Genomic DNA, 25,897 nt, shown 5'->3' with positions numbered 1-25,897 from the left:
GGCACGCTGTAAATTTCAAAAATCAATGGGGCGCTGGCGTGCTGCCCTTGTGCTGCTCAATCAGCCGATGGGCGGCTTCGTTTCTCCAGTTGTTTCCATCGGGCTTCATGGTGTCAGCCGCGGTACCAAGGAAGAACAGGAAAACCATGAGGAGCATGGTATAGAGCATATACCAGATGTACTTCTTTTCGATCTTCAGATGCATGAAGTACGCAGCCACCATCAGAGCCTTGACGATGGCGATACCAAACGCGGTAATCAAGGTCAAGTGCCGATTGCCCAGCTCCGGACCGATGATACTGACCACAAGAAGGGCCAGAAGGACCCAGTAAATCTTAACGTAAAAAGCCGGACCGTGATGTTCTTCGTTATGCGCGTGATCTGCCATTTAAGCCTCCCAACCAATCATTTCGCGATATAGAGCAAGGGGAACAGAAAGATCCAGACGATATCCACAAAGTGCCAGTAGATACCGATAAGTTCGACGCGATGCATGTTTTTCTTCTGCAGAACATCGAAGGAGATAATTCCCATGATCACCATACCCGCGATAACGTGGACGGCATGGATCCCGGCAGCTGTATAATAGAAGGACCAGAACAGTTCCGAAGTGATCGTATAACCGGACATGATTTCGTTGGTCCACTCAATGGATTTTACCACGAGGAAGCCAAGACCACCGGCGATCGTCATCCAAATGTACTTGAAGGATTTCAGGTGATCCTTCTTCTCAGCATAGTAGTGAGCCAGAACAATAAACAATGACGAAGTCAAAAGGATGAAGGTGTTCAACGCGCCAGCCATGGTGGCAGTATGCGCCGAACTTTCAGCCCAATAATCGTACTTATTACGCAGCATAATATAGTACATCAGAAGACCGCCGAAGATCACGATCTCCGACCCAATGACCCACCAGACCGCCAAGCGGCCTGTTGGTATACCTGTTACACTGCGACCCGTCGCTACTGGAGTTTGCATTCCCACGTTCTCTTCCTCTGCAGATTAGGCTTTCTCGTTTTGTGGCCAGAAATCTTGAGCGCGACCTGGCACACTGAACTCATAAGGACCCCGATACACTTCAGGGAACACATCAAAGTTACCATGTGGAGGCGGCGACGGAGCAACCCATTCCAAGGTGTTCGCATTCCATGGGTTCTTGCCGGCTTTGGCACCACGGAACATGCTGTAGAAGAAGTTCCAGAAAAAGAGGAATTGGAAGCAGATCAGGATCACAACCGAAACGGTCGCGATAATGCGGAGATCCTGCAGACCTGGTGTCGCCAGCTGAGGGAAATTCGCATAGGTGAAGATACGGCGGTGGTCACCTGCTGCGCCTGTAAAGAACAGAGGCAGGAAGATCGTGTTGAACGGGAGGAAGGTACCCCAGAAGTGAATTTTACCCAAAGTCTCGTTCATGAAACGACCGAACATTTTCGGGAACCAGTAATAGATACCCGCAAACACCGCGATCACAGCGATCGGCACGAAGGTGTAGTGGAAGTGCGCGATCACGAAGTAGGTATCATGGAAGTAGATATCCGCGCCGCTGGCACCCAGGAAGATACCGGTCACACCACCGATGAGGAAGGTGGCCAGGAACGCCAGGGCGAAAAGCATGGCAGTGGTGAAGCGGATCGACCCGCCGTAAAGAGTCGCGATGTAAACGAAGAGCATTTCCGCGATGGGGATCGAGATCAAAACGGTCGTGACCGTGAAGATGTTCGCCATGCGCGGGTCGATACCGGCGATGAACTGATGGTGAGCCCAAACAAAGAAGCTCAAGACACCGGTTGCGATCGTGGTGAAAAGGACGGTTTTATAGGCAAAGAGTTTTTTGCGCGAGAAGGTCGTCATCACTTCAGCCACGATACCCATGGCAGGAAGAAGAACGACGTAAACCTCGGGGTGACCGAAGAACCAGAACAAATGCTGCCACAGGACAGGGTCGCCGCCGCGGGAGGGATCAAAGAAGCCCGTGCCGATGAGCTGGTCAAAGAGGAGCATGATAGCGCCGGCGATCAGCGGACCAACCGAAGCCATGAAGAGAATGCTGGCGATCACGATCATCCACAGAACGATGGGGATATCCAGATACTTCATGCCCTTGGCACGCGAGTTCATCAGAGTCGTAATGAAGTTGATACCACCCAGGAGGAAGGCCACGAATTCCAAAGCCACCGCCAGAAGCCAGAGACTCGAACCCCATGGCGTCAGGTTATATTCGGCCTTGGCCGACAGAGGCGGATACGCGGTCCAGGCTCCACCGAAACCGCCGCCTGGAACGAAGAAGCTGACGATCAGGATCACTGCGGACAGAAGGAAGATCTGGTACGAAAGGCGGTTGATGCGGGGGAACACCATATCATCCGCACCGATCATGAGCGGAATCAGGAAGTTGCCGAAGGCCGCGATCAAGACAGGCATCGCGAACCAGAAAATCATGATCGAACCGTGGTTGGTGATCAGAGCGTTGTATTCAGCAGCGGTCACGAGGCCGAAGAAGGGGACTTCTTTACCAGGGAAAGCGAGCTGCATACGGAAAACATAGGACATATAAGCACCGATAACACCCATAAGGATACCGGTGAGGAGGTACTGCATCCCAATGACCTTGTGATCGACAGAAAAGACGTATTTCTGCCAAAAGCTCATATGGTGATGATCGTCGTGATGTGCTGCGTGCGTGCTTGACATGTTTCACCTAATCGTTAAGCGAGATTCAAATCATCAGTGTGATTGGGCAACTTTCTGTTGGGTCGACAGCCACTGGTCGTATTCTTCAGGCGTCTGCACATGGATGCGGCCCATCATGATACCGTGACCAATCCCGCACATCTCTGCGCACTGGATGTCGAAGGTACCCGTCATCGTGGGCTTGAACCAGCCTGTGATCACGCGACCGGGGATGGAGTCCTGTTTCAGACGGAAGACCGGGACCGAGAAGTTGTGCAGAACGTCCGTCGTTTCCAGTTTGAAATGGTAGGTCTTGCCGACCTGAACGTGCAGGTCTTCGACCGTTTCCACGTCATCAGGCGTGCCGAGGATACCATCCTTGCCGGAATGCACGAAACGCCAGGACCACTGCTGACCGATCACGCGGATCGTGTCATCGGCAGGAGGCAGCTTCTGCTTCACGTTGTACCAAACATTGATAGCCATGATGATGATGGCGACGTCACAGAGCAGAATCAAGTTGTGAGGCCAATGAATCCACTTCATTTCCTCTTTCTTTTCGCCTGTGATGTACTGGGCGCGAACGCCTTCTTTATGGCGGAATTTAACAATCAGCCAGACCAAAACGCCTTCGGCGATCAGCCACCAGAAGCCGCCGAGGATCGCAACCCAGGCGATCAGGTGGTCAATGTCACGAGCGAAGGTCGACGCGCTTTCACGCAATAGAGACATAAAATCCAGCATAATATCTTATCCCTCAACGTCTTAGCGCAAAACAAAATACAGCACTGCGGCGCCGTAAGCTACGACCCCCGCAACGATGATGTAAAACAACTTCTTACTCAGCTGATCAGCGTCATCCGATTTCACCGGGCATCCTCAAGTCTTATTGTTTTGGTTGTTGCTGCTGTTTTTGATGAAGCAGGTTGATGTACGAAACAACATCAGCCATGGCCTTAGGACTGAGCGCAGTGGCCATAGGCCGCATGCTGGCGCCCGTGGGATCCTTGACTGGATCGCCGCCGCGAATACCCGCTTTGAAATTCTTCAGCTGAGTGACGAGATACCAGTCGCTGGCACCGGCCAAAGGAGGCGCGTTGAGTGCCTGGTTGCCCTGGGCGTTCTCGCCGTGACAGGAAACACAAACCTGGAACGTAGCCTGGCCTTTGATAGGACGGCCTTTGACAGTAGGCTGCAGCTGCGGACGGGGCAGACCGGCGACGTATTTAGACACGGCGTCGATGTCGTTCTGATTGGCAAAAAGAGTCCGCGCCATGGGACGCATTTTCATTCCGCCCAGATCCTGCGGGTGAAGACCCCGCGCACCTTCCGAGAACTTCGTGAGCTGAGCCTTCAGATACCACTCTGGCAAGCCTGCAATCGAGGGCGATGCCAAATCCTGACGCCCTTCACCCTGCTCCCCATGACAATAGGTACAGAGTTTATAGGCACGTTCGCCCCGACCTTCATCCTGAGACATAGCGTGACCAGGAGCGAAAAGGGCTGCAAGGGAAATAGAAAGAAAACCCACCCGGAAAAACTTCATCTAGCACCTACTGAGGTCCATATTGCGACGATAACGCATTTTAAAATCCGGCCTATTACATCATAACTCCGCAAAGGGAAGCAACCGAAAGCTGGTTTTTTTTTACCTTTGTACACCGCGTGAAATCCAAAAGACCGTAGGACTTCACGCGAACGAGCAGCGCAATAAAACGCGAAGGAATATCAGGCAACTTGCGGTAGAATTTAAGTTCGGCGAGATCCGTGGAAAAAAAGCAAAAAGCCGAAACACAGCATGCTTCGGCTTTTTGAGACGATTTAATTTTCAAGCGTCGTGAAGGAATCAGCTCAGAACGGTCTTCGAAGCTTTCGCTACGCGGACTTTTTCGCTCTTCTGGCCTTGGTAGGCGATTCCTGTTCTTTTCTTGGACTTGGGATCGACCAAGGCCACGTTGCTGATGTGCACAGGCATGGCTTTGTCGATGATGCCACCTTCAGTGCCATCGGCACCAGGACGGCTATGTTTTTTGAAAATGTTTTGACCGGCGACAAAGACTGCGTTCTTCTTGAAGTCAACGCGATCGATCTTGCCAACACCGCCTTTGGATTTGCCGGTGAGGATGACGACTTCGTCGCCTTTCTTCAAACGAAACTTTTCCTGATATTTCGTCTTTGTAGTCTGAGCCATGTCGGGTATCCATTTAAACGTTGATGATTCTGGTTTTTACAGCTTTTTTGGCGAATCTTGCCCTAAGCGAACTTCTCTAGTACGGGAAAGTCCCCGTCAAGTCAAGAGAACTTTGACCAGAGCTGGCCTTGGAGCCCGTCCGGCTTCCCCCGGACAAGTCCGTCGGTTATAAGAAATGAGAACCCTGTAGATGAGGAGTCTGGTTTTGAAATGTATCCGCCTGCTGCTTTGTATGATCGCCTTTTTGACTTTATCCGTCCAAGGCCTTGAGGCTCAGGATCTCGATCCGAACGCCAAGACCAGGCTCGACATACGACCAAATGACGTCATTATCTGGGAAGGTGTGCAGGCTGTGCAGGACCGCGACGGTCACCTGCTGGTCGGACTGCGTCTTCGTACCAAGGATAATTTCGCCATTTATAAAAGTAGATTGGAATTGCGCGCGCCCGGCGATTTCATTGTCGCCATTAAATCCGCTCCGACCGCACGCCTGCAGGACGATCCGATGGGTGAAGGCCAGGTGGAAGTCTACGATGGAGGCGATTTCGAGATTGAGCTGACCGGTACCCAGAAATACACCGAAACAACACTGCCACTCAGCGTGACGTTTCTCGGCTGCACCCATCAGATTTGTCTTTTTCCCTATACCGAAGACCTCAAGATTCCAGTCTACAACGAAGAAGCCACGGCAACACCGACCGCCAGCGGAACGCTCCAGGATCTTTCGAATCCGGATGATTCCGCGGCTAAAATCAGCGAAGGCGCAAGCAGCGATGATCTCACCACGGAAGAGCAGTATGCCGAGCAATTGAAAAGCGGCAAACTTTCCTGGGGCGTTGTGCTGCTCGTCGTCTTCCTCGGCGGCATTGCCACTAACCTGACCCCCTGTGTTTTCCCGATGATTCCCATTACTTTAAGGCTCCTGGCGCAGCAGGGTCATGCGCGCCTCGCGTCCACCCTCGTTTACGCTCTGGGTATCGTCGTCACCTATACAGGCCTTGGACTGCTTGCGACTCTGGGTGGCGGCGTGTTTGGTTCCGTGCTCGCCAATCCCTGGGTGAACGTAGGCTTCGCCCTTGTTTTCGGTCTGCTCGGGCTCACCATGCTCGGCTTCGGTGATTTGAGCAAGCTGCAGGCCTTCGGCTCGCAAATGGGCGCTGGAAAATCCTCGTTCCTGAATGCCTTTGGAATGGGCGCGGGCGCTGGACTGGTCGCCGCTCCCTGCACAGGTCCCATCATGGGCGCTTTGCTTGCGTACGCCACGACGCTGAATAGCACCTCGCAGTCGCTGGGGCTCTTTTTCCTCTATAGCGTCGGCTTCGCTTTGCCTTACGTCTTCCTCGGAATGGCGGCCAAGCGGGTCAGCGCCTTTAAAGTCAGCCCCCGCATCCAGGTCGCCGTGAAAATCATCTTCTCGGCCGCCATGTTCGCCCTCGCTCTTTACTATCTGAAAAATCCTTTGCAGGAGTGGATCAAACCTTTGCAAGGATACTGGTTCAAACTCTTCATAGGTCTTCTCATCATCACTCTGCCGATCCTGATTCTGATCGTCCGCGACGCGTCTTTGATTCTGCGCAAGGGTGTTCAGCTCGCGCCGACCATTATTCTCGGGTGCTCGCTCTTTGCGGGGATTCAGTGGCTGTCGGGCAGCGATATCGCTACGAAACTTCATTGGCTGAAGGACGAAAGCACAGCGTACACCGAGGCGCAGAAAACCGGCCGCCCCATCCTCATCGATGGCTGGGCCGACTGGTGCATCGCGTGCAAGGAAATGGATAAGACGACATTCCAGGACCCCGAAGTGATTTCCTTGCTGCAGGACGAATGGGTTACCGTTAAACTTGACATGACCCAGAGTTCAGACGCTGATATGGCTCTTGCAGAAAAGTACGAAATGCCAGGGCTTCCGACTTTGGTCATGGTTCCTCCTGACGGCGATCTGAGCAAGAGCCGCAAGCTGACAGGCAAGGTCAGCGCGAAGCGTCTGCTCGAAGAGTTGCGGGCTTTCAAAGGAAAATGATCATGCGGCAGTATCTGCTTTACGTTACAGCTCCATCACGTTCGGCGGCTATCATGGCCGCGCTCGAACGCCTTGGAGCCCGGAAGCTTCCCGACGACGGGGCCTTGAGCCAGAATTTCGAATTGAATCATCGTCTGCTGAAAGGCATGACGATGCGCATTCATATCATGACCGACATCGACGGCGTGACCCCTTTTCTGCGGCAGCATCCCGTCGATCTTCTGGTTTATGATGAGCGCGGCGACGATGCGACGGAAGCCGTGGCCGCCGTGCAGCATATCGCCCGCGACGTGAGTTCGCTCACGCAGCTTTGGGGTCCTGACTTTCATTTCCCCAATTCACGCATCGTCACCGTCCTGAAGCAAACGCCGGACGTCGATCACCGGGTCTTTATCCTGGGTCGCCTGAACGTGCGCGATGTGATCGTGGAACCGGAAAAGACCGCGCTCATGCTCCGCTGGTTGCGCGACGTCCTTTATGCCGGGATTATTCGGGAAAACAAGGTCGGGCTGGCCCTGAGCGGCGGCGCGATCGAGGGCCTCCTTTACCAGGCCGGAGCCATCCTGGCTTTGAAACACGCCTTTGAAGGCCGCAGCATTTATACCTGCGACGTGATTTCCGGTATCAGCAGCGGCAGCATCGTCGGCTCCATGGTCGCCAACCAGATCGAAGTCGAGGAACTGGTGCGCGGCGTCATGGATCTCACGTCCCGCTATCCGCCGTTCAAGCTCTCCACCATCTTCGATCTGGCCGGCCTGCACATTCTGAAGCGGATGATCAGCAGCTCTTTGAAAATGCGCCGCGTGAAGCTCAGCCAATGGCTGGAGGCCACGATGGAATCCATTCCAACCGGCTTTTTCAAAGGCGATAAGCTCGAAGCCTATCTGCACGAACTCTTTGTGGATCATGGTGTCAGCGATCAATTCGATGGCGTCAAACCCAAGCTCTATATCGGCGCCACGGATCAGGACACCTTCGATCATGTGACCCTCGGCCGCTTTCCGCACGATCGCATGCCCATAAGCGCTGCGATCCGCGCCTCCTGTTCCCTGCCGCCACTTTTTACGCCCAAGGCCATCGGTGACCGTTGGTATATAGATGGGCAGGTGACCAAGAGCTGCAATCTGGAATCGGTGGTCGAGGATGGTACCCGCCTTGTTTTCGTCATAGATCCGATGAAGCCCTATCGGGCCACGATCGCGGGCACGGCGGATATCAAGGGCGGTTACTATGGGGTCGTCCAGATGGTGAAAGCCCTGGTTTCCACGCGTTTTGAAACCTCGCTTCGCGCGGTCTCCGAACAGTATCCCGATGTGGATTTTCTGGTCTTCCAGCCCGATGAGGAATGCGCCCGACTCATGGCCGGCTCGCCTCTTCGGGCGCGCCTTCGCATCGAGGTGATTGAAGTGGCGTTCCAGAGCACGCTGCGAAGGCTGCGGGAGAGGCATCGCATCTATTCTGCCAAGACGAGTCGTTATGGATTTGAGCTCAAGAGCATAGATGCCTTGCGCAAACTTGAGAATTCATACAAAGACATCATTGAGAATATCGGCGATTCCATCTAAGGGCTTTCTATGCAAACGGCACTGACCCTCTATCACTACTGGCGTTCTTCCTGCTCCTGGCGTGTGCGCTGGGTTCTGGCACTCAAAGGCGTCCCTTATGAATCCATTCCTGTGAATCTTTTGCAGGGTGAACAGAAAGCGGAAGCCTATCTTGCCGTGAATCCCAGCGGACAGGTGCCCACCCTCAAGGTCGGCGAGCGCTGCCTCAGCGAGTCCATGGCCATCATCGAATGGCTCGAGGAAACCTATCCTTATGAACCCATCCTGCCCAAAGATCCCTGGGATCGGGCTCTGGTGCGTGAAATGGCTCTGATGGTGGTGGCCGGTATTCAGCCGGTGCAGAATCTGAAGGTCGGCCGCTTCTATTCCGAGGATCAAAAGCAGCGCGAAGCCTGGAACAAGCACTTTATCGAGGAAGGTTTTCAGGCTCTGGAAAAGAAACTCGCGGCTTATCCGGGACCTTTTGCCTTCGGCTCCCAGCTTACGCTGGCGGATATCGCGCTGGTCCCCCAGGTCTATAATGCTCTGCGCGTCGGCGTGGAAATGCGGCGTTTTCCGCGTATAGAAGCCATCTATTCCCACTGCATTAAAACCGATGAATGCGAGAAAGCGGCTCCGCATCGTCAGCCCGGAGCCCAGCCCTGAAGTGCTGTCGCTGCCAGGCACCAACGCACTCCAGGCGTAGCGGGACCCCAGGGAATAGAGGATAATCTCTTCGGCTCCATGGCCTGGGAGGACCTTATGAACTTGACCCGCTTTGTCCCGCTGCTCCTGATCCTGCATCTGAGCTTGGCCTGTGCACCTCAGGATAAGTCGCGGCGTTCGCCGCTGCTTTTGCCAACGGCAACAGAACCAGCCGAAACTCCGCTGCGTCCTGCGGATGAACCCACACCTCGGCCAGCACCCGCGCCGCCCCAGGAAAAGCCACCTCAACCCGCCAGTGGTCGTGACACAATAGCCGTGATGGGCAGTGGATTTAATCTGGGAAATCTTTTTGATCGTGCGGGCCAGCCCGCGTCACGCGATGATATCAAGGCCATCATTGACCTTTATTACGCCGCTGGATTTCGTCATGTCCGCATCCCCACGACCTGGATGGATGGCTTCGACGGCGATCACCTGGCCAATGCCAGCGCGGTCATCAACACGAAGCACCCCCGCTTTTTGGATCTTGTTTTTACGATAGATTATGCCCTCGGCCGATCCATGCACGTGGTGCTGAATGCCCATCATGAGCACTGGCTCAAGAAGGATTATCAGGCAGGAAGCTCGGATGTCCTCTTTGGAAAGCTGTGGCAGAACATCGGTCGATATTTTGCGAACTATCCGCATGAACTCATCTTCGAAGTTCTGAATGAGCCCGAGGGACGTTTCGGTGATTTTTCGGGAACGGTCAGTCCCTTTCAGGCTGAAGCCATTGCGCTGACACGTCACATCAATGCCGTGGGTTACGAAGCGATTCGCGCCTCGGCTCCTGGAAATAAAGAACGCATCATCCTGATCATGCCGAACGCCCAGGGCAATCAATCCCTGCTGGATGAAGTCTATCCCAACGCAGAAACCCTGCCCGCCGGCGGGCGCGATCCTTACCTCGCACTCTCAGTTCATACTTATGATCCCTGGGATTTTTGTGGTCAGGACGGATCCAATGCCAAATACCCGGGAGCCGCCAATATCATGGAGCGCATCCAAACCACAGCCAAACACGCTGAAAAGCTTGGGCTTGGATTGAACTACGGGGAATTTGGAGTGGGCCGCAAGACGACTCAGGACGAGCGGAATACCGACCTTGTGCGGCAGTACTATCGGATCATGGGAAAAACCATCCGCGATCATGGTTTCTCACCCACACTTTGGGACGATCGCGGTTGGTTCGGTCTGGTGGAAAAAACAGGCAATCAAGGCTGGCAGTTTCGATATGGATTGGCTCCGGCTGCCTTGCAGTAAGCCGAAGCCGGAAGATCACGGCACGCTGCTGGCCTGGTACTGGGACTTCTCAACTCCCGCCAGAGCCTGCGGCAAAAGCCCATCAAAGAGCGGCATGGGAGCATCGGCCCCTTCATACCAGCGCTTATAATAAAAATAATTCCGCATCACGAGCTTTACATAAGATCGCGTTTCCCGATAAGGAATGCGTTCGATGAAGACGATCATATCGCTGCTGTCGATCGACTCCAGCCAACGCTCCGTCGCCCGCGGGTTCGCGTTGTAGCTTGTCAGCACGAAGACCGGGCTCCGATATTTCTGAAAGAGCCGCTGCACATGCTGCACGCCCAGCGTGATATTCACTTCGGGCTCGCTCAGGATGGATTCATCATTCAGAACCCGATTCACCCGCGAGAGCTTTTCCGCCTCGACATAATCACCGCGCATGGCCCGGGCTTCCATCCGCGCCGTTCCCGGCATCAGCTGCATCAGGCCGCGTGCCCCCACTATGGACTGGGCTCGTGGATTGAACACGCTTTCCTGCCGAATGATCGCGTTTACATAGGCAGGATCCACTTTCAGTTTGTTCGCATAATGGGTCACAAGGGTACTGTAAGCGCGCGGGAAGAGAACCCGCTCCATACCGCGCGGCAAAGTCAGGCGATAGGACTTCGGCAGATTCTGATAGATGCGCACCGCGGCCAGCCAATCACCGGCGGCATACTGAAAAAGAGCCTTGGCCAGCTGCCGATGCGTGTCATTCGCGGTCGTACGAATCTCCTTGATCTCGCAGGCCGCATCATCCTTCATGCCCGCCAGCAAAAGTCTCTCTGCGCGCTCCAGAACCTTACGTTCCGCCAGTGGGAATTCCTTGAACATCTCGCCTTTATTGAAATTCGGCGCATGGACCGGTGGCAGCATGAAGCGCTTATGAGTCAAGCGCTCAAGGGAGTAGTGACCCAGCGCGCCGTAGAAGGTCGAATAAAATTCCTGAGCAAGACGGGCCCAGAAAAATTCAGCCCGACTGTTGTCACCCTTTTCCAGATAGATCTTGCCCGCCCAGTAAAGCGCCATCGGCAAGGCTGCACCATCGCGTTCATCCACTGGCTTGACGGCCTCAAGCTCAATCATCTGCAGAGCAAAGCGGAGAGCATCATCACTGCGCTTTTGCAGTGTTGCCAGCACGATCATGGACGAGAGAGCCTGGTTGGCCTGCTCATGTTTCGGATAGAGTTCGATGAAGAAGCGATACTTCTCGATGGCCTCGTCGAACTTGCCTTCGTTCTCGACGACCCGCGCATAAGTATAAAGAGTATCGGCATGAATCGCGGGATATTCCTTTTCCGAATCGAGCAGCATCTGGCTGAAGATCTTGCGCGCATCTTCAAATTCGTCACGTCCCCAGTAAATCAAACCCAGGCGTCTTTCCACCAGCGCTTCCCCAGGAAAACCATAGGCTTCCTTGAGCGGCGCCTGGAGTTCCTGCCAGTATGCGATGCGAACCTTATCACCCTTGGATTTGAAGCAGCCGTCGATTTTTCCGGCAACCGCTTCCACTGTGATGAGGTGCTGCTTGCCCGCATCATCCTTCACGCCCCGCACAAGGTTGTCCCGGGCTCCTGTGCAGTTGCCGTCACCGGCCTGTTTTTCCGCCTGATAAATCGGACCGAGCGCCTGGGCGCGTTTGCTGCTGTCGCCGGCGCTTTCTTCAAAAAGACCGGGATTGTCACTCACAAGGCGCGGGAAAGGCTGCAGCGCCGATGCGAGCTCGGCCCGCATCTCCTTCTGCGCAGTCGGACTCATTCCATAAAGAAGGGCCCGCAGACTTTCCTCCATAAAACCCAGCGCTCCAAATTCCTGGATCGTGCTGAGATACTTGCGCGCCACATCGGTTTTCAGGCTGCCTTTATCCTGGGCCCTCAGATCCTGAAGTATGGTTTTTTTCCGTGGGCAACTGATGCCGCCACGCTCCAGAAGAAGGCTGCGTGCCTGCGCCTTCTCCTTCGCATCAAGGGCGGGATGATCCACCAAAGCCTGCAATACGTAAGGGTACATGGATTCATTGGCAAGCTGGCTGCCAGTGTCGAGGGCCTGAGCCAAAGCCCCTTTGGCCACGGTCTTATCCGAAGTGGCCTCGGTGCGCCGCAGACGGAAGAGCCATGCGCTGGCTGGATCCCAGCTTTGCAGCGCAGCTTCAAATTCCTTGTCGCTGGTGGCCGCGAGCGGTGAGCGGCCATCATGAATTTTCTGAAGCCAGACTTCCAGGGACGGATCGGCCTGCGCATAACCCATCTTATGCTCGCGCAGCACATGCGTCTCCGGAGGAGTCGGGGCTTCAGCGCTTACAGAATAGGTTAAAAACTGGAAAAGGCCGACGAACACAAGACACCATAAGGCTCGCAGCATATCTTCTAACCACGTGAATGGCTTCTGGGATGAACTCTGAAAACAAGTCTACCATAGCAAGGGAAGAGAGGTTAAGCGGCCTTTTTTGGGGCCGCATTAAGATTCAAAGCGTGGGTTTTTCCGCGGAAGGCTCGTTTTGCGAAGTCTGATAAGAAAAAAAATTTTTGCCAAAGATCGCAAGGTGTTCGCGCGGAATCCAGCCGCTTTTCCCGTCCGAGAGTTGGACCTTGTACCAATCCCCTGATTCATTGATCACGGCAAAGGGCGCCCCTTCATGCAGCTGGAAAATCACCACTGCGTTCCGGACGGTGGGACTTGCCAGCACGTCCACTTCTGCCGTTCGCACTGCCCCCCAATCCGGCGCTTGCCATAAAGCACGGGCCAGACTGAGCCCAGGATAAAGGGCACCGATCAGAAGGAGGAAAGCCCCGATCCAGGACAAAAGCGAAGCCTTGCCTGTGAAAAGGATCCAACCGACGAGACTGAACATCATAATCAGCGCGATCGACGTCCACCAGAAAAGGACCCTTTCGGTAAACCAGCGGCTCGCGCTCCATTCACTCAGATGGTCGCCTGGAAGCTTCGTATCCAGTTTATCGCGGGTTTTTTCCTGAAGAAAACGCAGATTGTAGCGAATGTCAGGATCGGAAGGATCAAGGCTCCTTGCGCGCAAAAGGGCCGCCACGGCCGAACCCAATTCCCCGTTTTTATAAAGGCTGGTCCCGAGGTTGTAAAAAAGGCTCGCGTTCTCTTCACCATCCTGGATGGCCGCAAGATAAATATGAATGGCCTCTTCAAAATCACCCTGGCGATAGGCATCCTCGGCGGCCGCATAGGAACCGCCTTTTCCCTGGGCCCAAAGAGGGTTCATGAAACTCAGTAACAGGATGAACATCAATGCGCGCATCGCTGTTCCACCTCCGTGAGAAGCTGATTCACTTTCTGCAGGGCCTCGCGTCCCTGGTCCTGATCCGCGGACGCGGCCGCAAAACGCAGCTGATCAAGATTCTGCCAGACCTGCCGCATCTCGGTGAGCGTCGGCCCCGACAGCCCATGCTGCACGAGCTGCTGTTCAAGGTCGCGCAGGGTAAGAGCACTGCCTTTGATATTGAACTTATCGCTCATGTACTGACGAATCGAACTCTGGGCAAGGCCCACGGCCGCTTGAATATCCTTTTGATCCAAAAGCTGACGCGCTTCCAGCAGCTGGCGACTGGCTGCGCGCAGAGCCCGATCGGCCTTCTTTCTTTGTTCATGCTGTCCGCCCTGACGCCGGATCCAGGCGCGCCTCGCGCCCCAGCCTAAAAATCCCAGGCTGCCGACCAGCATGACAGCGGCCGCGATCACATCCAATGTCTGAACTGTTTCATGCGTCCGAAGACGCTCGGGTGGATGCGGTTCCAAAAGATCCCGGGCGAGTGACTTCACTTCCGCAGGGGCATTGGATGAGGGAGTCGAGGGCCTGGTTTCTGCCGCCTGCGGCTGAGGACTTGCCGCAGGAGGTGCTGCTGCCGCGGCCGGCGAGCCTGTGACCTGCAGGTGCCCCAGGTCAATCGTCATATCCTGATACTGTCCGACGGCCGTGTTGAAATACTGGATTTTAAGGGTTCCGAGCGCCAGATCCCCAGGCACGCTCGGAACGATCGCCATTTTTATGAGGCGCTGCCCGAGCACACCCTCCTGCGCATCGAAGGTGTCATCGGACTGCGGCTTATCCTTATAAACCTTCGCGCGATCCCCAAGGCCAAGCTCGGGATCGGCCATGCCACTGGTCGCGCCGCGGCCTTCGATGGTCAAAGTCAGAGTCACGGTCTCGCCCACTTTCACCGCACGCGAGGCGATCTCTGCGCGCCCTTGGAATTCTCCGACCAGCCCACTGAAATCCGAGCGGCGTCCCGCCACGGGAAGCGGCAGGACTTCAATCGAGGCCGAGCCGCTGCGGAAATGTTTTTCCACCGTATTGCCCTGGCCCCAGAAATCTTCGAGCAGGGAACGCGGCGTGCGGCGCGGTTTGCTCGTATCGACAAAGCGCACATCAAGTCCGGCCGCAGGAATTTCAAAACGGCCCTCCTTGGTCGGAATCAGAATGGCATTGATTTCCGTGACGTTGAAGGCCTGGCCATCGACCAGCTTGGAATAGTTTTTCTCGCCGTCGATTTTCTTCACTTGAAAACCATCGGGATAACGAAAGTCAGGCTGCGCACCCAGAATACGGACCCGTGAATAAACGCGGATGCTCGAAGGAACAGCTTCCCCGACGTAGACTTTATCTTTGGCTACGACGCGCTCTAAAAATAGCGGTCGATCCGCCTGACCCTGGGGGCTCGTGCCGGCGGCCGTGACCCGGAATTCAATGGGCAGCGTCTGCTCTTTTTTTCCGTCCACCGTCATCACGATCGGAGGAATGGTATAGCTGCCTGCTTTGTCCGGGATGATGACGAATTGATACTGCACTTCACGCGACATGCGGCCGTTGATAATGGAAACACTCTGGCTCGTTCCCGCCTGCCGAATGCTAAGACCAGGAACTTCGGGAAACGCCGGTTCACCATCGGCGGAACCCTGCACTGCAAGCGTGTAGACGAACTGGTCTTCGACACTGCCCTCGGGCTTATCCAATTCGCCCGTGATCATGCCGGCCAGCGCCGCGCTCGCGAAACACCAAAAAGAGATGAAGATGCCTGCGAGCTTACCAATCCTTGCCATTGCGTGACTTGCCCTCCGTATTCGCCTGTTCCGGGGTCAGAATATAAGTTCCTATGCGATCATCCACCGAGCGCAGGATTTTTTCGGCCTCCTGCTTTTTCAAATCCTTGACCGTCAAAACCCGCTCGCCTTCCTGCGGCTGCGCCCCTGGGCTGCCTTCCCCCTGCCTGCCCTTCTCGCCGGGCTGGCCTGGTTTTTCCTGCGCCGCCTGTTGCTGGGCTTCGACCTGCCCGGCCTTCTCCTGCCCGGCCTTCTCCTGCCCGGCCTTCTCCTGTCCGGCCTTCTCCTCCGCCGTCTTCTTCTCGGCTTCCGACTGCCCGGATTTTTCCTGCGCCGCCTGTTTCTGAGCTTCTTTCCCCTGCTCAGATTTCTGCTGCTCAGGACTTTGGCCCTGGCCCTTTTGATTCTGAGCCTGCTTCTCCTCAGGCTTTCCGCCCTGCGGTTGACCCGGCTGATTCTCGGCCTGTTTCTCCTCGGCCTTCTCTTCCTTCTTCTGCTGCTGATTATTCTGGGCCTGCTTGTCCTGAGGCTTATCCTCTTTCTGTCGATCCTTCTGTTCACGTACGAACTGAAGGTTATCCTGAATCATCTTATTGTCGTTGTCATAACTCAAAGCATCCTGGAACGCGGCCTCAGCCTCGGCCCACTTCTGCTTCTGAGCCAGGGCCACACCTTTGTTATAAGCCGATCGACTCTTCAGACCCGGATCAGGCGACTGCATGGCCCGATCAAAATAAGTCATGGCTTCCTCGTGCGCGCCTTTCTGAAAAAGCGCGACGCCGGTGTTGTAGAGCTGATCATAATCCTCGGGCTGCTTCTGCGCGTGGGATTGAAAACCTTTGGCGGCCTCTTCGAACTGACCTTTTTCATAGGCCCGGTAGGCATCCCCCAGCGAATCCGCCTGCAAGGGAAGCGCGGGCAGAAGGAAAAGCCCGCCCAGGCCCAAGGCCCAATTCCATGTCATGAAAGCGCTCCGCGCCTGAGCTCGTGAATCCATGCCTTGACCTTTTCCCGCCATTCCTGTGATTCAGCGGCATCCCGCCACTGACCGGCAAATTTCAATTGGTCCGCCAGACTCAGAAATTTTATCAGGTCCTCCTGAAAATTTGCTGAGAGAGCCGGACTTTTCTCCAGGCTTCGTTTGGTTTCGGCCCAGGTTTGCCCGGTAATAGGCAGGCCGGTGCGGAGTTCCAGGGCCTCACGCAGGGCAAAACTGAGGCGGAAGAAATAATCCTCGCAGGCTTCGCGGGTCCAGGGTTCAGCCAGGGAAAGCCCATCCATCGACAGTTCCAGGCGTTGCCAGGGATCCTCGGGCCGCAGGGCTGCGGTCTCGGGCTTCAGAGCGGCTCCAGAGCGCAGATGCTTCCAGACCAAAAAAGCGATCAAGGCCAGGAGCACAAGGCCAAGACCTATCAGAATGACAGTCATCCAGGGAAAAGACTGGGGTTGAAGCCCCATGATTCCATGGGGCAATTGGGAAGAACCTGCGACTTCAGGCATCAGCTTTCCTCACGGCGCATCGACATGAGCAAAGATATCGGCAATCATCTGCTCGACTGCAATGTTTTCCGCTTCCGCTTCATATGTGGGCAAAACGCGATGCCGCAGAATATCGACGCCGACGTCTTTCACATCCTGGGGCGTGACATAGGCGCGGCCTTGAAAGAGCGCATTCAAACGCGAGGCGCGTTCCAGATTGATGGAAGCCCGCGGACTGGCTCCGACCTTGATCAGGCCCTCCAATTTCCTGAGCCCGTACTGCCCCGGTTTGCGGGTCGCAAAAACCAGTTCCACGATATAGCGCCGAATTTTATCCGACACATGAACCTGCTTCATCAGATCCTGGCAGCGCAGAATGTCTGAAGCCTGCATCACCTTTTCCAGCTGAATGTCATCACCGCTGGCCATGCGCTGCACGACTTCGATTTCCTCGTCCAACGTATTGTAATCGACCTTCAGTTTGAAAAGGAAGCGGTCCATCTGCGCTTCAGGCAGGGTATAGGTGCCTTCCTGTTCAATCGGATTCTGCGTCGCCATCACCAAAAAAGGTTTGGGCAAAACATAGGTCGTATCCCCCAATGTCACCTGGCGTTCCTGCATCGCTTCCAGCAAAGCCGATTGAACCTTGGCCGGCGCGCGGTTGATTTCATCCGCGATCAGCAGGTTGGTGAAGATCGGACCTTTTTTCACTTTGAATTCAGCCTGGCGTGGATCATAGATCTGCGTGCCGATCACATCAGCCGGCAAAAGGTCCGGTGTGAATTGAATGCGGGTGACCGCCAGATCCGAGCAGTCGGACAAGGCTTTCACCGCCGTGGTCTTGGCCAGACCGGGCAGACCTTCCAGAAGCACGTGCCCCTGGCCAATCAAACCCATGAGCAGGCGTTCCATCACCAGCTTCTGTCCCACCATGCGTTTGCCCACGGTCGTCAGCACAAGGTTGATGTGGTTGGCTGCGTTCTCCACATCCCGATCCAAATCGTGTCCCATCATGGGCGCTTATCTCCTCATTGTCTGTTCAGGCCGTTCAACGCCAGCGGCGGCGACTGACAAAAAGCAGAGGCAGCGCCAGCCAAAACCAGGACCATGCGGAAGAGGCTCCGGCCCCCACCACTCCACAGCCGGCACGCACAAGATCGTTTCTCTGCGTTGTCACCGGCGGGGATTGATCGAGCGTGGGATCCAAAGCAAGGTTGGCATTGACGACACCGCTGCCCAGCATGGGCACCAGACCCATGCCTTTGATATTCGGCCGATACCCGTTATTCACGGAATCGGAGTAGAGTTTATCGGGCTCGGCGGTATCAAGCAAACGTCTTTCCACCTGATCCGCGGTGAGTGTCGGATCCTTCGACAGAAGAAGCCCGGCAATCCCCGAAACGATCGGCGCTGACATCGACGTTCCTACTTTGCACGACGCGTAGCCACCCGGCACGCTCGACAGAATACCAGGACCATCAGGGCATTGTCCGTCACCAGGCGCGGCGATATCCACCCAGGTTCCATAATTGGATGACTCGCTTTTTTTCGGCGCCGTGACGCTGCTGTAGACATTAGATACCGCGATGACGGAATCAAAGCCCGCCGGATACTGACGGCGCATGGTGTCCTCGTTTCCCGCAGCCGCGACCATCAGCGTTCCGCGACCAAACGATTTCAAGGATTTGATGAAGAGTTCCACCGAGCGTGAGCGTTCGAACTTTCCAAAGGAAGCATTGATCACGCGCACCAGGGGCTCACCCTTCTTTTTGAAACCGGAAACATAAGCCAGGCCCGCAATGATCGACGCGTCCTTGATCACAAAGGCCGTATCCGTTCCGTTCTGCTCCAGGTCCACCACCTTCACCACCAGGATCTGGCAGTAAGGGCACATGCCGACGTAATCATCGGCATCGCGCGCGGCTATGATACCCGCGACGTGTGTTCCATGCTGGCACTGACCTTCCTGACCACAGCTCTGATTGAAGTCGGAGGTACCGGCCGGATAAACATTGCCATCGCCCAGGTTTTCCTTCTTGGCGACTGTCGTATTGCAGCCATAGATATCATCCTTACAGAGCTTGTTTTGCCCTGTTTCATTCACATAGATGGCCGGCCGCACATTGGGATGGAACACATCCACGCCACTGTCCATGACGGCAATGACGGGCGGATCCTCGATGCTGGAAAGCTGACCCATCTGCTGAATGGCGGGCAGAAAGGCGATCTGCTCCAGCCACGGCGTCATCTGCTGCTTGTCTTTGAAGCGATCTATGATGGAATCTTCCAGCGCGCCCTTCATCTCACTGCGGTCGTTCGGTTCCGCATAATAAATGCGGCCTTCGTCGAGCCACTTTTTGAGCGTCGCGCGCGCCTCCTCATCGCTCGCAAAGGTCACTTCCATCAGGCTGGCCATACTTTCAGCCGTGGATCCCTGCGGGCTCTGCCGCAGCAAAGCTGGCCCCAGCGTGGCCGGCGGCGGCGTGAAGGACTGCGAAAGGTCAGAAAGGTTCAAAGACCCCAGATAACGCGGCTGAACCGTTCCGAGATCCCGCGAGAAGCTGCGCATCATGGCCTGCATATGCGTCCGAAGTCGCGCAGGGAAGGCTGTATAATGGTCCTGCGTGTTATCCAGAAGACGCCGGAAGGCCACAAGATAACTCTGGGGCTTCTGCGACGTCTCCCCATCCACTGTGGCAAAACGTAGAAGCGGCTCCTGCGTAGCCGCCTGGTCCAGTTGCGAATCCTCTTGTCGACCACAGCCCCAGACGAGGCAGGCCAGACCTATCCACACAATCAGCTTCCGCACTGTATGCTCCCTTCACCAGGAAAAGCGCGGCTGAACAGCCGCCAGACAAGCCTTCGGATCCGATTTTCGACCGAGGCATGATTGAGCCTGTATGATACGTCTGCCTTTCCGCATACCACAAGCAAAAGTCTGCATACCCCGTCTGCCGCGATCCTGGTAATAACCCCTACACATCACAATTGACACTCTATCCAGTGCATTGTGGACCGTTTGATGTTATCCACAGGCTCAGTGGATAAGCCACTTAATTAGGCTAATTTAGTTAAACATTTCAATATGTTAATCATTTTGCTTAAATTTTAATCATAGCGTGAAGGCTTGAGAATTCACGCTATATGTGGTAGCTCATAATGACTCGAAAAATCCAAAACACTTTAGCAACCGCAGCCATGATCGACGTCATGAATGGATTGATGTGGCAGGTGTTCGACTGCAATTCCGACGGTCGAGAAGAGCTCAAGCGAAGTCCGGGTGCGATATTCACGGGCATAATAGATTTTGCGGACGTTGCCGAGGTTGATCAAACGCTTGGCGCACGCAGCACAGGGCATGTGGGTCACGAACACAAGCTTCTCGATGAAGCGGGGACTGTCGCAGTTGATGACAGCGTTTTCTTCGGAGTGAAGGCAGCCGCAGTTGCCGGGTTCATCGCGATCGCAGCCATTGGGAAGGCCCGTGGCGTTGCCGTTATAACCGACCGCCAGCACCTTGCGAAAGTCCGTGCTGGTGATCACGGTCCCCACATGCAGCCGTTTGCAGGTGGAACGTCGCGCCAGGCTGAAAGCCAGATCCATATAAATCTCTTCAAAACTTGGACGCACTGCAGATACCCCCGGTCAAACTATGAAGTCCTTTGACTTACCGTGGGACCGGATATCTGTCCAGATCATTTCGCCTGACGCCGTTTCAGACAGGCGGCGGCCACTTTCCGGTCGTCAAACGGGAATTTTTCTTTGCCGATGATCTGATAATCCTCATGACCTTTGCCGGCAATCAGAATGCTGTCACCCCGCTGGGCGCCCTGAATAGCCCGCAGGATGGCGCTTTCCCGATCGACAATAGCCTGATGTTTTGACTGTGTGAGCCCTTGAAGGATGTCCTTCAGGATGGTCTCGGGATCCTCGGTACGTGGATTATCCGAGGTCACCACAAGGACGTCCGCCTCTTTCTCAGCCACTGCGCCCATCAAAGGACGCTTGCCCCGATCGCGATCCCCACCACAGCCAAAGACCACCCAGAGGCGTCCCTGGGTCAGCTCACGCAGTTTATGCAGCGTTTTTTCCAAAGCATCCGGAGTATGTGCATAGTCGACGATCACCGCGAGTCCATGCGCAAACGCTTCTGTGACAGGCTCAAAACGTCCAGGCACCGGCTCAATGTGGGACCAGGCATCGGCACTCACACGACCGGGCAAAAGGCTTTCCACAATCAAAAGCGCCAGAGTGAAATTGGCAATGGCAAAATCCGCCCCAAAGGGCAGATGGCCCTGCCAGGTTTTGGAATCCAGCGTCACCGAAAAATCCGTGGACTGAAGGGTCATGGCCGCGACTTCATAATGCGAATCGCCCTTTTGCATCGTGCGTCCACTGCGTGCTGGCCCATAGAAATGCAGACCGCGTGTAAAAGCATCGGGCGGCAGCCATTCCTCGATTCCATGCGACAGCCAGCCCACAGCTCCCGGCTTCAAAAGCTGGGAAAAAAGCTGCCATTTGGCGGCAAAATAATCGTCCATGGTCGGATGAAAATCGAGGTGATCACGCGAAAAACTGGTAAATCCGGCTGCATCAAAGCGCAAGGGCCCGAGGCGCTTTTGCACGATGGCATGCGAAGAGACTTCCATGGCTGCCCACGAAACGCCTTTTTTTACGGCCAAAGCCAGTTGCTGGAAAAGTTCATCGGGATCCGGCGTGGTATGGGTGGCAGGAAATTTTTCTTCACCGCAGTAAACACCGAGGGTGCCGAGGATCAAACAGGGTTCCTGAATCGTGCGCAGAAGCTGCCGCAGAAACCAGACCGTTGACGTCTTGCCATTCGTTCCCGTAATTCCGATCAGGCGCAAACGATCCTGAGGATTTCCATGACTATGAGCGGCCAGCCAGGCCCAGGCCTCACGGCTATCTGTCACAAGACAGGCAAAAACATCCTGAGGCAAGGCCTCGAAGGCCTCCTTCTGCTCCACGATGAAGCCCAGGCCGGATTGATTCTGCTGAAGGTCCTTCAGAGCGCTGTGAGCATCGAAACTGACGCCCTTATAGGCAATAAATAGCGAAGCAGTCTGCACCTGCCGCGCGTTGGTCGTGTGCCCGTTGAAGGTCTGATCGGGACGCGGGGCGCGATGGTTCAGCAGCAGTCCGGCTTTCTTCAAAACAAGGACGATATCCTGAGCGATCATAGGCAAGGTCATGGCAACTCCCTTTCGGATCGCCCCTATCCTAATCGCTCTTTTTGGGATCTGTCCACGGACATCAGGACTCGGAGGCCTTTTTCATTTCCAGGACCAGGTCACGCACCAGCCGATCGAGCACGGAATGCAAACGGCGGTCGGTATCCTGATCCACGGCCTGCCAGCTCAGTGAGCATTCGATCATAAGCCGCGAACTCGTCTTGTCCTCGCGCACGGCAAAGCGTCTTTCTCCCTTCAGCGCCTGCCCCCCTTCGAGTCTCAGGGTGACTTCGCCCTTCTGGGGATCGAGACTGATGCTTTCCTGAAGATCGAGATGAGCGATCTTCAGCTGCTGCCGGGGCGTTTGAACGCCGCCCTGGGGAACGGCGATCCGGGACACGGATTGCCAAACTTTTTGATAGGGAGCATCGACCAAACATCGAAAGGAAGCATAGGCCATGGGATAGCCCTCTCACTGTCGTTTGACTTGCGACGTGCAATGTCACCCTATCTTACCCCATTTTCAGCGAACTTTGGGATTAAAAGTCGTTTTGATCCCTTGCCAGCAGGCGGCGTAATCCTTCTGCAGGAGTCCCCCTTCCAGGGCAAAGCGGGTCGGACGATACAGCATGCAGGATTCAAACATGAAGGCCATGGTCTTATCCATATACTGGGGCTTCAGTTCCGCATGCGTGGCTTCTTCGAAGGCCTGGGCCTCAGGACCATGCGCCAGCATGCAGTTATGCAGGCTGCCGCCGCCCGGATCGAAACCTCCGGAGGGCTTGGCATCATAGACGCCATAGATCAGGCCCATGTATTCGCTCATCACGTTCCGATGGAAATAGGGCGGACGGAAGGTATTCTGCGCCACCATCCAGCGCGGGGGAAAAATCACGAAGTCCACGTTCGCCCGGCCCTCATGATCAGTGGGCGAGGTCAAAACCGTAAAGATCGAGGGATCTGGATGATCATAACTCACGGTGTTGATCGTATTGAACTTGCGCAGATCGTATTTGTAGGGCGCATAGTTCCCGTGCCAGGCGACAACATCCAAAGGCGAGTGCTGCACCGACGCTTCGAACAGTTCGCCGCCGAATTTCAAAAGAAGCCGAAAGGCGCCCTCGCGATCTTCATAAGCGGCCACCGGCGTTTCAAAATCCCGCGGATTCGCGAGACCGTTCGATCCGATCGGCCCCAGATTCGGCAGGACGAAATGCGCGCCGTAGTTCTCGCAGATATAGCCGCGGGCCGTGGCCTCAAGCAGATGGACCTGAAATTTAATGCCGCGGGGAATGACCGCGATTTCACCGGGGATGACATCCATGATGCCGAACTCAGTCCTGAGTGTCAGGCCTCCGCTCTGCGGGACTATGAGAAGGTCACCGTCCGCGTTCTGAAAGAAATCCTTGTCCATGGACTGATTGCACGCATAAAGATGCACGGCGTTGCCGGTCTGCGCATCCGCGTCGCCGTTGGCGGCCATGGTCAAGAGTCCGCGGACGAAATCAGTTTTTTCCTGGGGGATGGGCAGCGGGTTCCAACGCAGTTGCGCGGCGGGTGTGATGATATCACGCGGCGCCCCGGTCACGATCGAGCGTTTATCCAGAAGTCGGAATTCACCGTGCAGAACCGAGGGGCGAATGCGGTAAACCCACGACCGCAGGTTTTCTGATCGTTTGACAGTGAAGGCCGTGCCGGACACGAGTTCAGCAATCAGTCCGTATGGCGGTCGCTGTGGGGAATTCTGGCCTTCCGGCAGCGCCCCGGGCAGGGCTTCGGTGGCAAAATGATTGCCAAAACCGCTTTGGTATTTTCGATCAGAAAGCATAATGGCCCCCTCTTTGAGCGCAGTTATCGGAATCTGACCGAAACGTATCAAATGGAAGCCCGCCTGCCAAGAAGCCGAAAGGGGCAAGCCCGAACGCCGGCTTAACTTTTTTCGTGAAGCGCCGATAGGCCTCGTAGCTCACTTTTGTCAGGGAAAAAAGGAGTTATGCTGTGAAGGCTATATGGTTTGGCGTTATCGCTCTTATGCTGACTACCAGCGCCTGTGAAAAGCGCAAAGGCACGCTGATGCCGCCGCGTGATGCAGCCCACAAAGCCGACTCGAAAGCCCAGGCCGCGGCCCCGACTGGTGAGCGGAAGCATCTCAGCGCCAAGGCTTTGCCTGAAGGCCTGATGGATGAAGAAAACAGCGAACAGAACCTTGTGCCGCTCAGCGATGGGGAAGCCAAGGACCTGCAGAAGGTGAAGCAGGAAGCTCTGGAGCGCATCAAAAAAAGCCCCGAGGACAGGCTCGCCGGACATACCGCTGCCAAAGGCAAGGCCGCTGCTCTTTATCAGCAGGGTCGCCGCTTCGCGTCCAAGGGAAATTTCGAGGAAGCTCAGGAGTATTACCTGGTCGCCTGTCAGTTCGGTCACTCCGAAGGTTGCCACAAGTTCGGCTGGCATGAAGAACGCATGGGCAATCTGAGCAACGCGCGCCAATTCTATAAGACTGCCTGCGAAGGCGGTTTGAGCAAAAGCTGCAATAACCTTGGTTTTCAGCTGGAAAAGCTCCAGCACTGGGACGAGGCCCTCGACTTCTATGCGCGGGCCTGCCTGGAAAAACATGAAACCGGCTGCGACAATCTGAAAAGACTGCGCGATCAAAGACTCAAACTGCGCTGATCATAGAGCATCGTTCGCCAGCTCGTCCCACTCTTCCTCTTCATCATCGGGACGATCGAGACGATGCTGTTCGCACCACTCGATGATATCCCCCACAACCTGATCGCGCTCCTTGTGCAAAAGGAGATGATGATCCTGACCTTCATAGCGCAGCACCGACTTGTCCACCGAAGCGATGGCATCGAGCCAACGTTCCAGAGCTGACGCGCGATTGGTCACTGCTTCCAGAGTATGGATGGAAAGTATCGCAAACGGCAGCTGCTCGCTGCTCTTTTGTATGGATGCGCACGCGCCTAGAATCTCCCGCACCGTCGTCGGCCGCACCGGACCACGGAACGCCAGCGAGTCCTCTTTCAGTTCGCCTTCGAGCGCCGGACCTAAAAGAGCCTTCTTCACATCCTGCATGCCCTTGGAATTCTGCAGGAGAAAACCTGCATGCTTCATCAGAAGGCGTTCCATGGCGCCGACCGGCAGATCCATCACGAGTCCGCACAGGATCAGCCCCCGCATCCGCGGCTTGCGCGACATCGCATAGCAGGCACCGATCAAGGCGCCGAGGCCCTGGCCCAGGATAAAAACCGGCTGGTTCGGTTCCCGATCCTTGACCCGCGCCATCAGCAGATCGAGGTCTTCCAGATAATCATCAAAGCGCGTGATCAATCCCCGTTCCCCTGGGGATTTGCCGTGGCCGCGCAGGTCAGCCGCGTAAATGCTGTACCCCTCCTGACAGAGGCGATCAAAAATCCCGCGATAAACGCCGCAGTGTTCGCCGTAGTCATGCACAGCAAGGATGACGCCCTTTGGGGCCGGGCCGCTGTGAACCTCGCAATAGATATCCAATCCGTCAACGGCTTCCAGGGATTCCACCCGGGTCTGGCAGGCCATAGGTTCTCCTCGATTCGCGATGTCAGGGTTACCTCATATATTTGGCATATTTTACCCTTTTTGACCAGCTTGTTCGACGGTATTTGTCCTCAAACAGCGGAAAAAGCTGTGTTCCCTCATCCTGAAAAAGGGTACACTCCAGCGCCGTACTGCGCTTATTTATCGAGTGTTTACAAAGGTTGAA

Annotated in this window: 23 protein-coding genes; 5 read left to right on the top strand and 18 right to left on the bottom strand. The window is 55.4% G+C overall.

The features are described from left to right. Positions 1-22: 22 nt before the first annotated feature. The 6 genes from VFO10_RS01490 to rplX form a co-directional block, all read right to left on the bottom strand. A complete protein-coding gene (locus VFO10_RS01490) occupies positions 23-388 on the bottom strand; it encodes a cytochrome C oxidase subunit IV family protein (protein ID WP_325136893.1) in 366 nt (121 codons plus the stop codon). A gap of 17 nt (positions 389-405) precedes the next feature. Further along, positions 406-978 carry a cytochrome c oxidase subunit 3 gene (locus VFO10_RS01485; protein ID WP_325136892.1) on the bottom strand — a complete coding sequence of 191 codons (573 nt, stop codon included), beginning with the start codon at positions 976-978 and terminating at the stop codon, positions 406-408. A 24-nt stretch (positions 979-1,002) separates the two neighbouring features. After that, on the bottom strand, positions 1,003-2,652 hold the full coding sequence (locus VFO10_RS01480) for a cytochrome c oxidase subunit I (protein WP_325136891.1): 1,650 nt from the start codon (positions 2,650-2,652) through the stop codon (positions 1,003-1,005). A 75-nt stretch (positions 2,653-2,727) separates the two neighbouring features. Beyond that, complete coding sequence (locus tag VFO10_RS01475; RefSeq protein ID WP_325136890.1) at positions 2,728-3,417, bottom strand: cytochrome c oxidase subunit II; 690 nt, start codon at positions 3,415-3,417, stop codon at positions 2,728-2,730. 142 nt (positions 3,418-3,559) lie between these two features. Next, positions 3,560-4,153, bottom strand: coding sequence for a c-type cytochrome (locus tag VFO10_RS01470; RefSeq protein WP_325136889.1), 594 nt, complete (start codon positions 4,151-4,153; stop codon positions 3,560-3,562). Positions 4,154-4,519: 366 nt separating this feature from the next. Then, positions 4,520-4,864 (bottom strand): 50S ribosomal protein L24, encoded by a 345-nt coding sequence (rplX, locus tag VFO10_RS01465; RefSeq protein ID WP_325136888.1) that lies wholly within the window; start codon positions 4,862-4,864, stop codon positions 4,520-4,522. Between the two features lie 205 nt (positions 4,865-5,069). Between rplX and VFO10_RS01460 the strand changes: the two genes are divergently transcribed. The 4 genes from VFO10_RS01460 (at position 5,070) to VFO10_RS01445 (ending at position 10,396) form a co-directional block, all read left to right on the top strand. Continuing rightward, positions 5,070-6,884, top strand: a complete 1,815-nt coding sequence (locus VFO10_RS01460; protein ID WP_325136887.1) for a protein-disulfide reductase DsbD family protein — start codon at positions 5,070-5,072, stop codon at positions 6,882-6,884. 2 nt (positions 6,885-6,886) lie between these two features. Continuing rightward, complete coding sequence (locus VFO10_RS01455) at positions 6,887-8,449, top strand: patatin-like phospholipase family protein (protein ID WP_325136886.1); 1,563 nt, start codon at positions 6,887-6,889, stop codon at positions 8,447-8,449. A gap of 9 nt (positions 8,450-8,458) precedes the next feature. Beyond that, on the top strand, positions 8,459-9,094 hold the full coding sequence (gene maiA, locus VFO10_RS01450; RefSeq protein ID WP_325136885.1) for a maleylacetoacetate isomerase: 636 nt from the start codon (positions 8,459-8,461) through the stop codon (positions 9,092-9,094). 96 nt (positions 9,095-9,190) lie between these two features. Further along, a complete protein-coding gene (locus VFO10_RS01445; RefSeq protein WP_325136884.1) occupies positions 9,191-10,396 on the top strand; it encodes a glycoside hydrolase family 5 protein in 1,206 nt (401 codons plus the stop codon). A 15-nt stretch (positions 10,397-10,411) separates the two neighbouring features. Here the strand turns inward: VFO10_RS01445 and VFO10_RS01440 are convergent, their stop codons facing one another. From VFO10_RS01440 to hmgA, 11 genes are all read right to left on the bottom strand, one after another. Continuing rightward, a complete protein-coding gene (locus VFO10_RS01440; protein WP_325136883.1) occupies positions 10,412-12,781 on the bottom strand; it encodes a transglycosylase SLT domain-containing protein in 2,370 nt (789 codons plus the stop codon). A gap of 103 nt (positions 12,782-12,884) precedes the next feature. Beyond that, the gene (locus VFO10_RS01435; RefSeq protein ID WP_325136882.1) at positions 12,885-13,688 is read right to left on the bottom strand and encodes a tetratricopeptide repeat protein; all 804 of its coding nucleotides are present in this window, start codon (positions 13,686-13,688) and stop codon (positions 12,885-12,887) included. Next, on the bottom strand, positions 13,676-15,487 hold the full coding sequence (locus VFO10_RS01430; RefSeq protein ID WP_325136881.1) for a BatD family protein: 1,812 nt from the start codon (positions 15,485-15,487) through the stop codon (positions 13,676-13,678). The genes VFO10_RS01435 and VFO10_RS01430 overlap by 13 nt, the downstream gene beginning before the upstream one ends. Next, a complete protein-coding gene (locus VFO10_RS01425; protein ID WP_325136880.1) occupies positions 15,471-16,451 on the bottom strand; it encodes a tetratricopeptide repeat protein in 981 nt (326 codons plus the stop codon). The genes VFO10_RS01430 and VFO10_RS01425 overlap by 17 nt, the downstream gene beginning before the upstream one ends. Further along, positions 16,448-16,987, bottom strand: a complete 540-nt coding sequence (locus VFO10_RS01420; protein WP_325136879.1) for a hypothetical protein — start codon at positions 16,985-16,987, stop codon at positions 16,448-16,450. Before VFO10_RS01420 ends, VFO10_RS01425 begins: the two co-directional genes overlap by 4 nt. Positions 16,988-16,996: 9 nt before the next feature. Continuing rightward, positions 16,997-17,980, bottom strand: coding sequence for a MoxR family ATPase (locus tag VFO10_RS01415; protein WP_325136878.1), 984 nt, complete (start codon positions 17,978-17,980; stop codon positions 16,997-16,999). 34 nt (positions 17,981-18,014) lie between these two features. Next, entirely contained in the window at positions 18,015-19,775 is a 1,761-nt protein-coding gene (locus VFO10_RS01410) for a S8 family peptidase (RefSeq protein ID WP_325136877.1), read from the bottom strand. A gap of 374 nt (positions 19,776-20,149) precedes the next feature. Continuing rightward, a complete protein-coding gene (locus tag VFO10_RS01405) occupies positions 20,150-20,596 on the bottom strand; it encodes a deoxycytidylate deaminase (protein ID WP_325136876.1) in 447 nt (148 codons plus the stop codon). 65 nt (positions 20,597-20,661) lie between these two features. Beyond that, the gene (locus tag VFO10_RS01400) at positions 20,662-22,179 is read right to left on the bottom strand and encodes a UDP-N-acetylmuramoyl-L-alanyl-D-glutamate--2,6-diaminopimelate ligase (protein WP_325136875.1); all 1,518 of its coding nucleotides are present in this window, start codon (positions 22,177-22,179) and stop codon (positions 20,662-20,664) included. 61 nt (positions 22,180-22,240) lie between these two features. Further along, the gene (locus VFO10_RS01395; RefSeq protein WP_325136874.1) at positions 22,241-22,618 is read right to left on the bottom strand and encodes a hypothetical protein; all 378 of its coding nucleotides are present in this window, start codon (positions 22,616-22,618) and stop codon (positions 22,241-22,243) included. Between the two features lie 63 nt (positions 22,619-22,681). Beyond that, entirely contained in the window at positions 22,682-23,986 is a 1,305-nt protein-coding gene (hmgA, locus tag VFO10_RS01390) for a homogentisate 1,2-dioxygenase (RefSeq protein ID WP_325136873.1), read from the bottom strand. Between the two features lie 170 nt (positions 23,987-24,156). On the opposite strand from hmgA, the gene VFO10_RS01385 reads away from it, so the two are divergent. Further along, positions 24,157-24,828, top strand: coding sequence for a hypothetical protein (locus VFO10_RS01385; RefSeq protein ID WP_325136872.1), 672 nt, complete (start codon positions 24,157-24,159; stop codon positions 24,826-24,828). On the opposite strand, the gene VFO10_RS01380 is transcribed toward VFO10_RS01385, so the two are convergent. Then, entirely contained in the window at positions 24,829-25,713 is an 885-nt protein-coding gene (locus VFO10_RS01380; RefSeq protein ID WP_325136871.1) for an alpha/beta fold hydrolase, read from the bottom strand. Positions 25,714-25,897 lie beyond the last annotated feature (184 nt).

Source organism: Oligoflexus sp., assembly GCF_035712445.1.
Classification (GTDB): domain Bacteria; phylum Bdellovibrionota_B; class Oligoflexia; order Oligoflexales; family Oligoflexaceae; genus Oligoflexus.
This window is presented reverse-complemented; position numbering and strand designations above follow the sequence as displayed.

What these genes read in the sequence shown, in the direction of transcription:
- VFO10_RS01400 (WP_325136875.1), bottom strand. Translation starts at nt 22,179, where the DNA reads ATGACCTTGCCTATGATCGCTCAGGATATCGTCCTTGTTTTGAAGAAA.
- VFO10_RS01470 (WP_325136889.1), bottom strand. Translation starts at nt 4,153, where the DNA reads ATGTCTCAGGATGAAGGTCGGGGCGAACGTGCCTATAAACTCTGTACC.
- hmgA (WP_325136873.1), bottom strand. Translation starts at nt 23,986, where the DNA reads ATGCTTTCTGATCGAAAATACCAAAGCGGTTTTGGCAATCATTTTGCC.
- VFO10_RS01420 (WP_325136879.1), bottom strand. Translation starts at nt 16,987, where the DNA reads ATGCCTGAAGTCGCAGGTTCTTCCCAATTGCCCCATGGAATCATGGGG.
- VFO10_RS01445 (WP_325136884.1), top strand. Translation starts at nt 9,191, where the DNA reads ATGAACTTGACCCGCTTTGTCCCGCTGCTCCTGATCCTGCATCTGAGC.
- VFO10_RS01430 (WP_325136881.1), bottom strand. Translation starts at nt 15,487, where the DNA reads ATGGCAAGGATTGGTAAGCTCGCAGGCATCTTCATCTCTTTTTGGTGT.
- VFO10_RS01415 (WP_325136878.1), bottom strand. Translation starts at nt 17,980, where the DNA reads ATGATGGGACACGATTTGGATCGGGATGTGGAGAACGCAGCCAACCAC.
- VFO10_RS01440 (WP_325136883.1), bottom strand. Translation starts at nt 12,781, where the DNA reads ATGCTGCGAGCCTTATGGTGTCTTGTGTTCGTCGGCCTTTTCCAGTTT.
- maiA (WP_325136885.1), top strand. Translation starts at nt 8,459, where the DNA reads ATGCAAACGGCACTGACCCTCTATCACTACTGGCGTTCTTCCTGCTCC.
- VFO10_RS01425 (WP_325136880.1), bottom strand. Translation starts at nt 16,451, where the DNA reads ATGACATGGAATTGGGCCTTGGGCCTGGGCGGGCTTTTCCTTCTGCCC.
- VFO10_RS01395 (WP_325136874.1), bottom strand. Translation starts at nt 22,618, where the DNA reads ATGGCCTATGCTTCCTTTCGATGTTTGGTCGATGCTCCCTATCAAAAA.
- VFO10_RS01380 (WP_325136871.1), bottom strand. Translation starts at nt 25,713, where the DNA reads ATGGCCTGCCAGACCCGGGTGGAATCCCTGGAAGCCGTTGACGGATTG.
- VFO10_RS01475 (WP_325136890.1), bottom strand. Translation starts at nt 3,417, where the DNA reads ATGCTGGATTTTATGTCTCTATTGCGTGAAAGCGCGTCGACCTTCGCT.
- VFO10_RS01485 (WP_325136892.1), bottom strand. Translation starts at nt 978, where the DNA reads ATGCAAACTCCAGTAGCGACGGGTCGCAGTGTAACAGGTATACCAACA.
- VFO10_RS01490 (WP_325136893.1), bottom strand. Translation starts at nt 388, where the DNA reads ATGGCAGATCACGCGCATAACGAAGAACATCACGGTCCGGCTTTTTAC.
- rplX (WP_325136888.1), bottom strand. Translation starts at nt 4,864, where the DNA reads ATGGCTCAGACTACAAAGACGAAATATCAGGAAAAGTTTCGTTTGAAG.
- VFO10_RS01435 (WP_325136882.1), bottom strand. Translation starts at nt 13,688, where the DNA reads ATGCGCGCATTGATGTTCATCCTGTTACTGAGTTTCATGAACCCTCTT.
- VFO10_RS01480 (WP_325136891.1), bottom strand. Translation starts at nt 2,652, where the DNA reads ATGAGCTTTTGGCAGAAATACGTCTTTTCTGTCGATCACAAGGTCATT.
- VFO10_RS01455 (WP_325136886.1), top strand. Translation starts at nt 6,887, where the DNA reads ATGCGGCAGTATCTGCTTTACGTTACAGCTCCATCACGTTCGGCGGCT.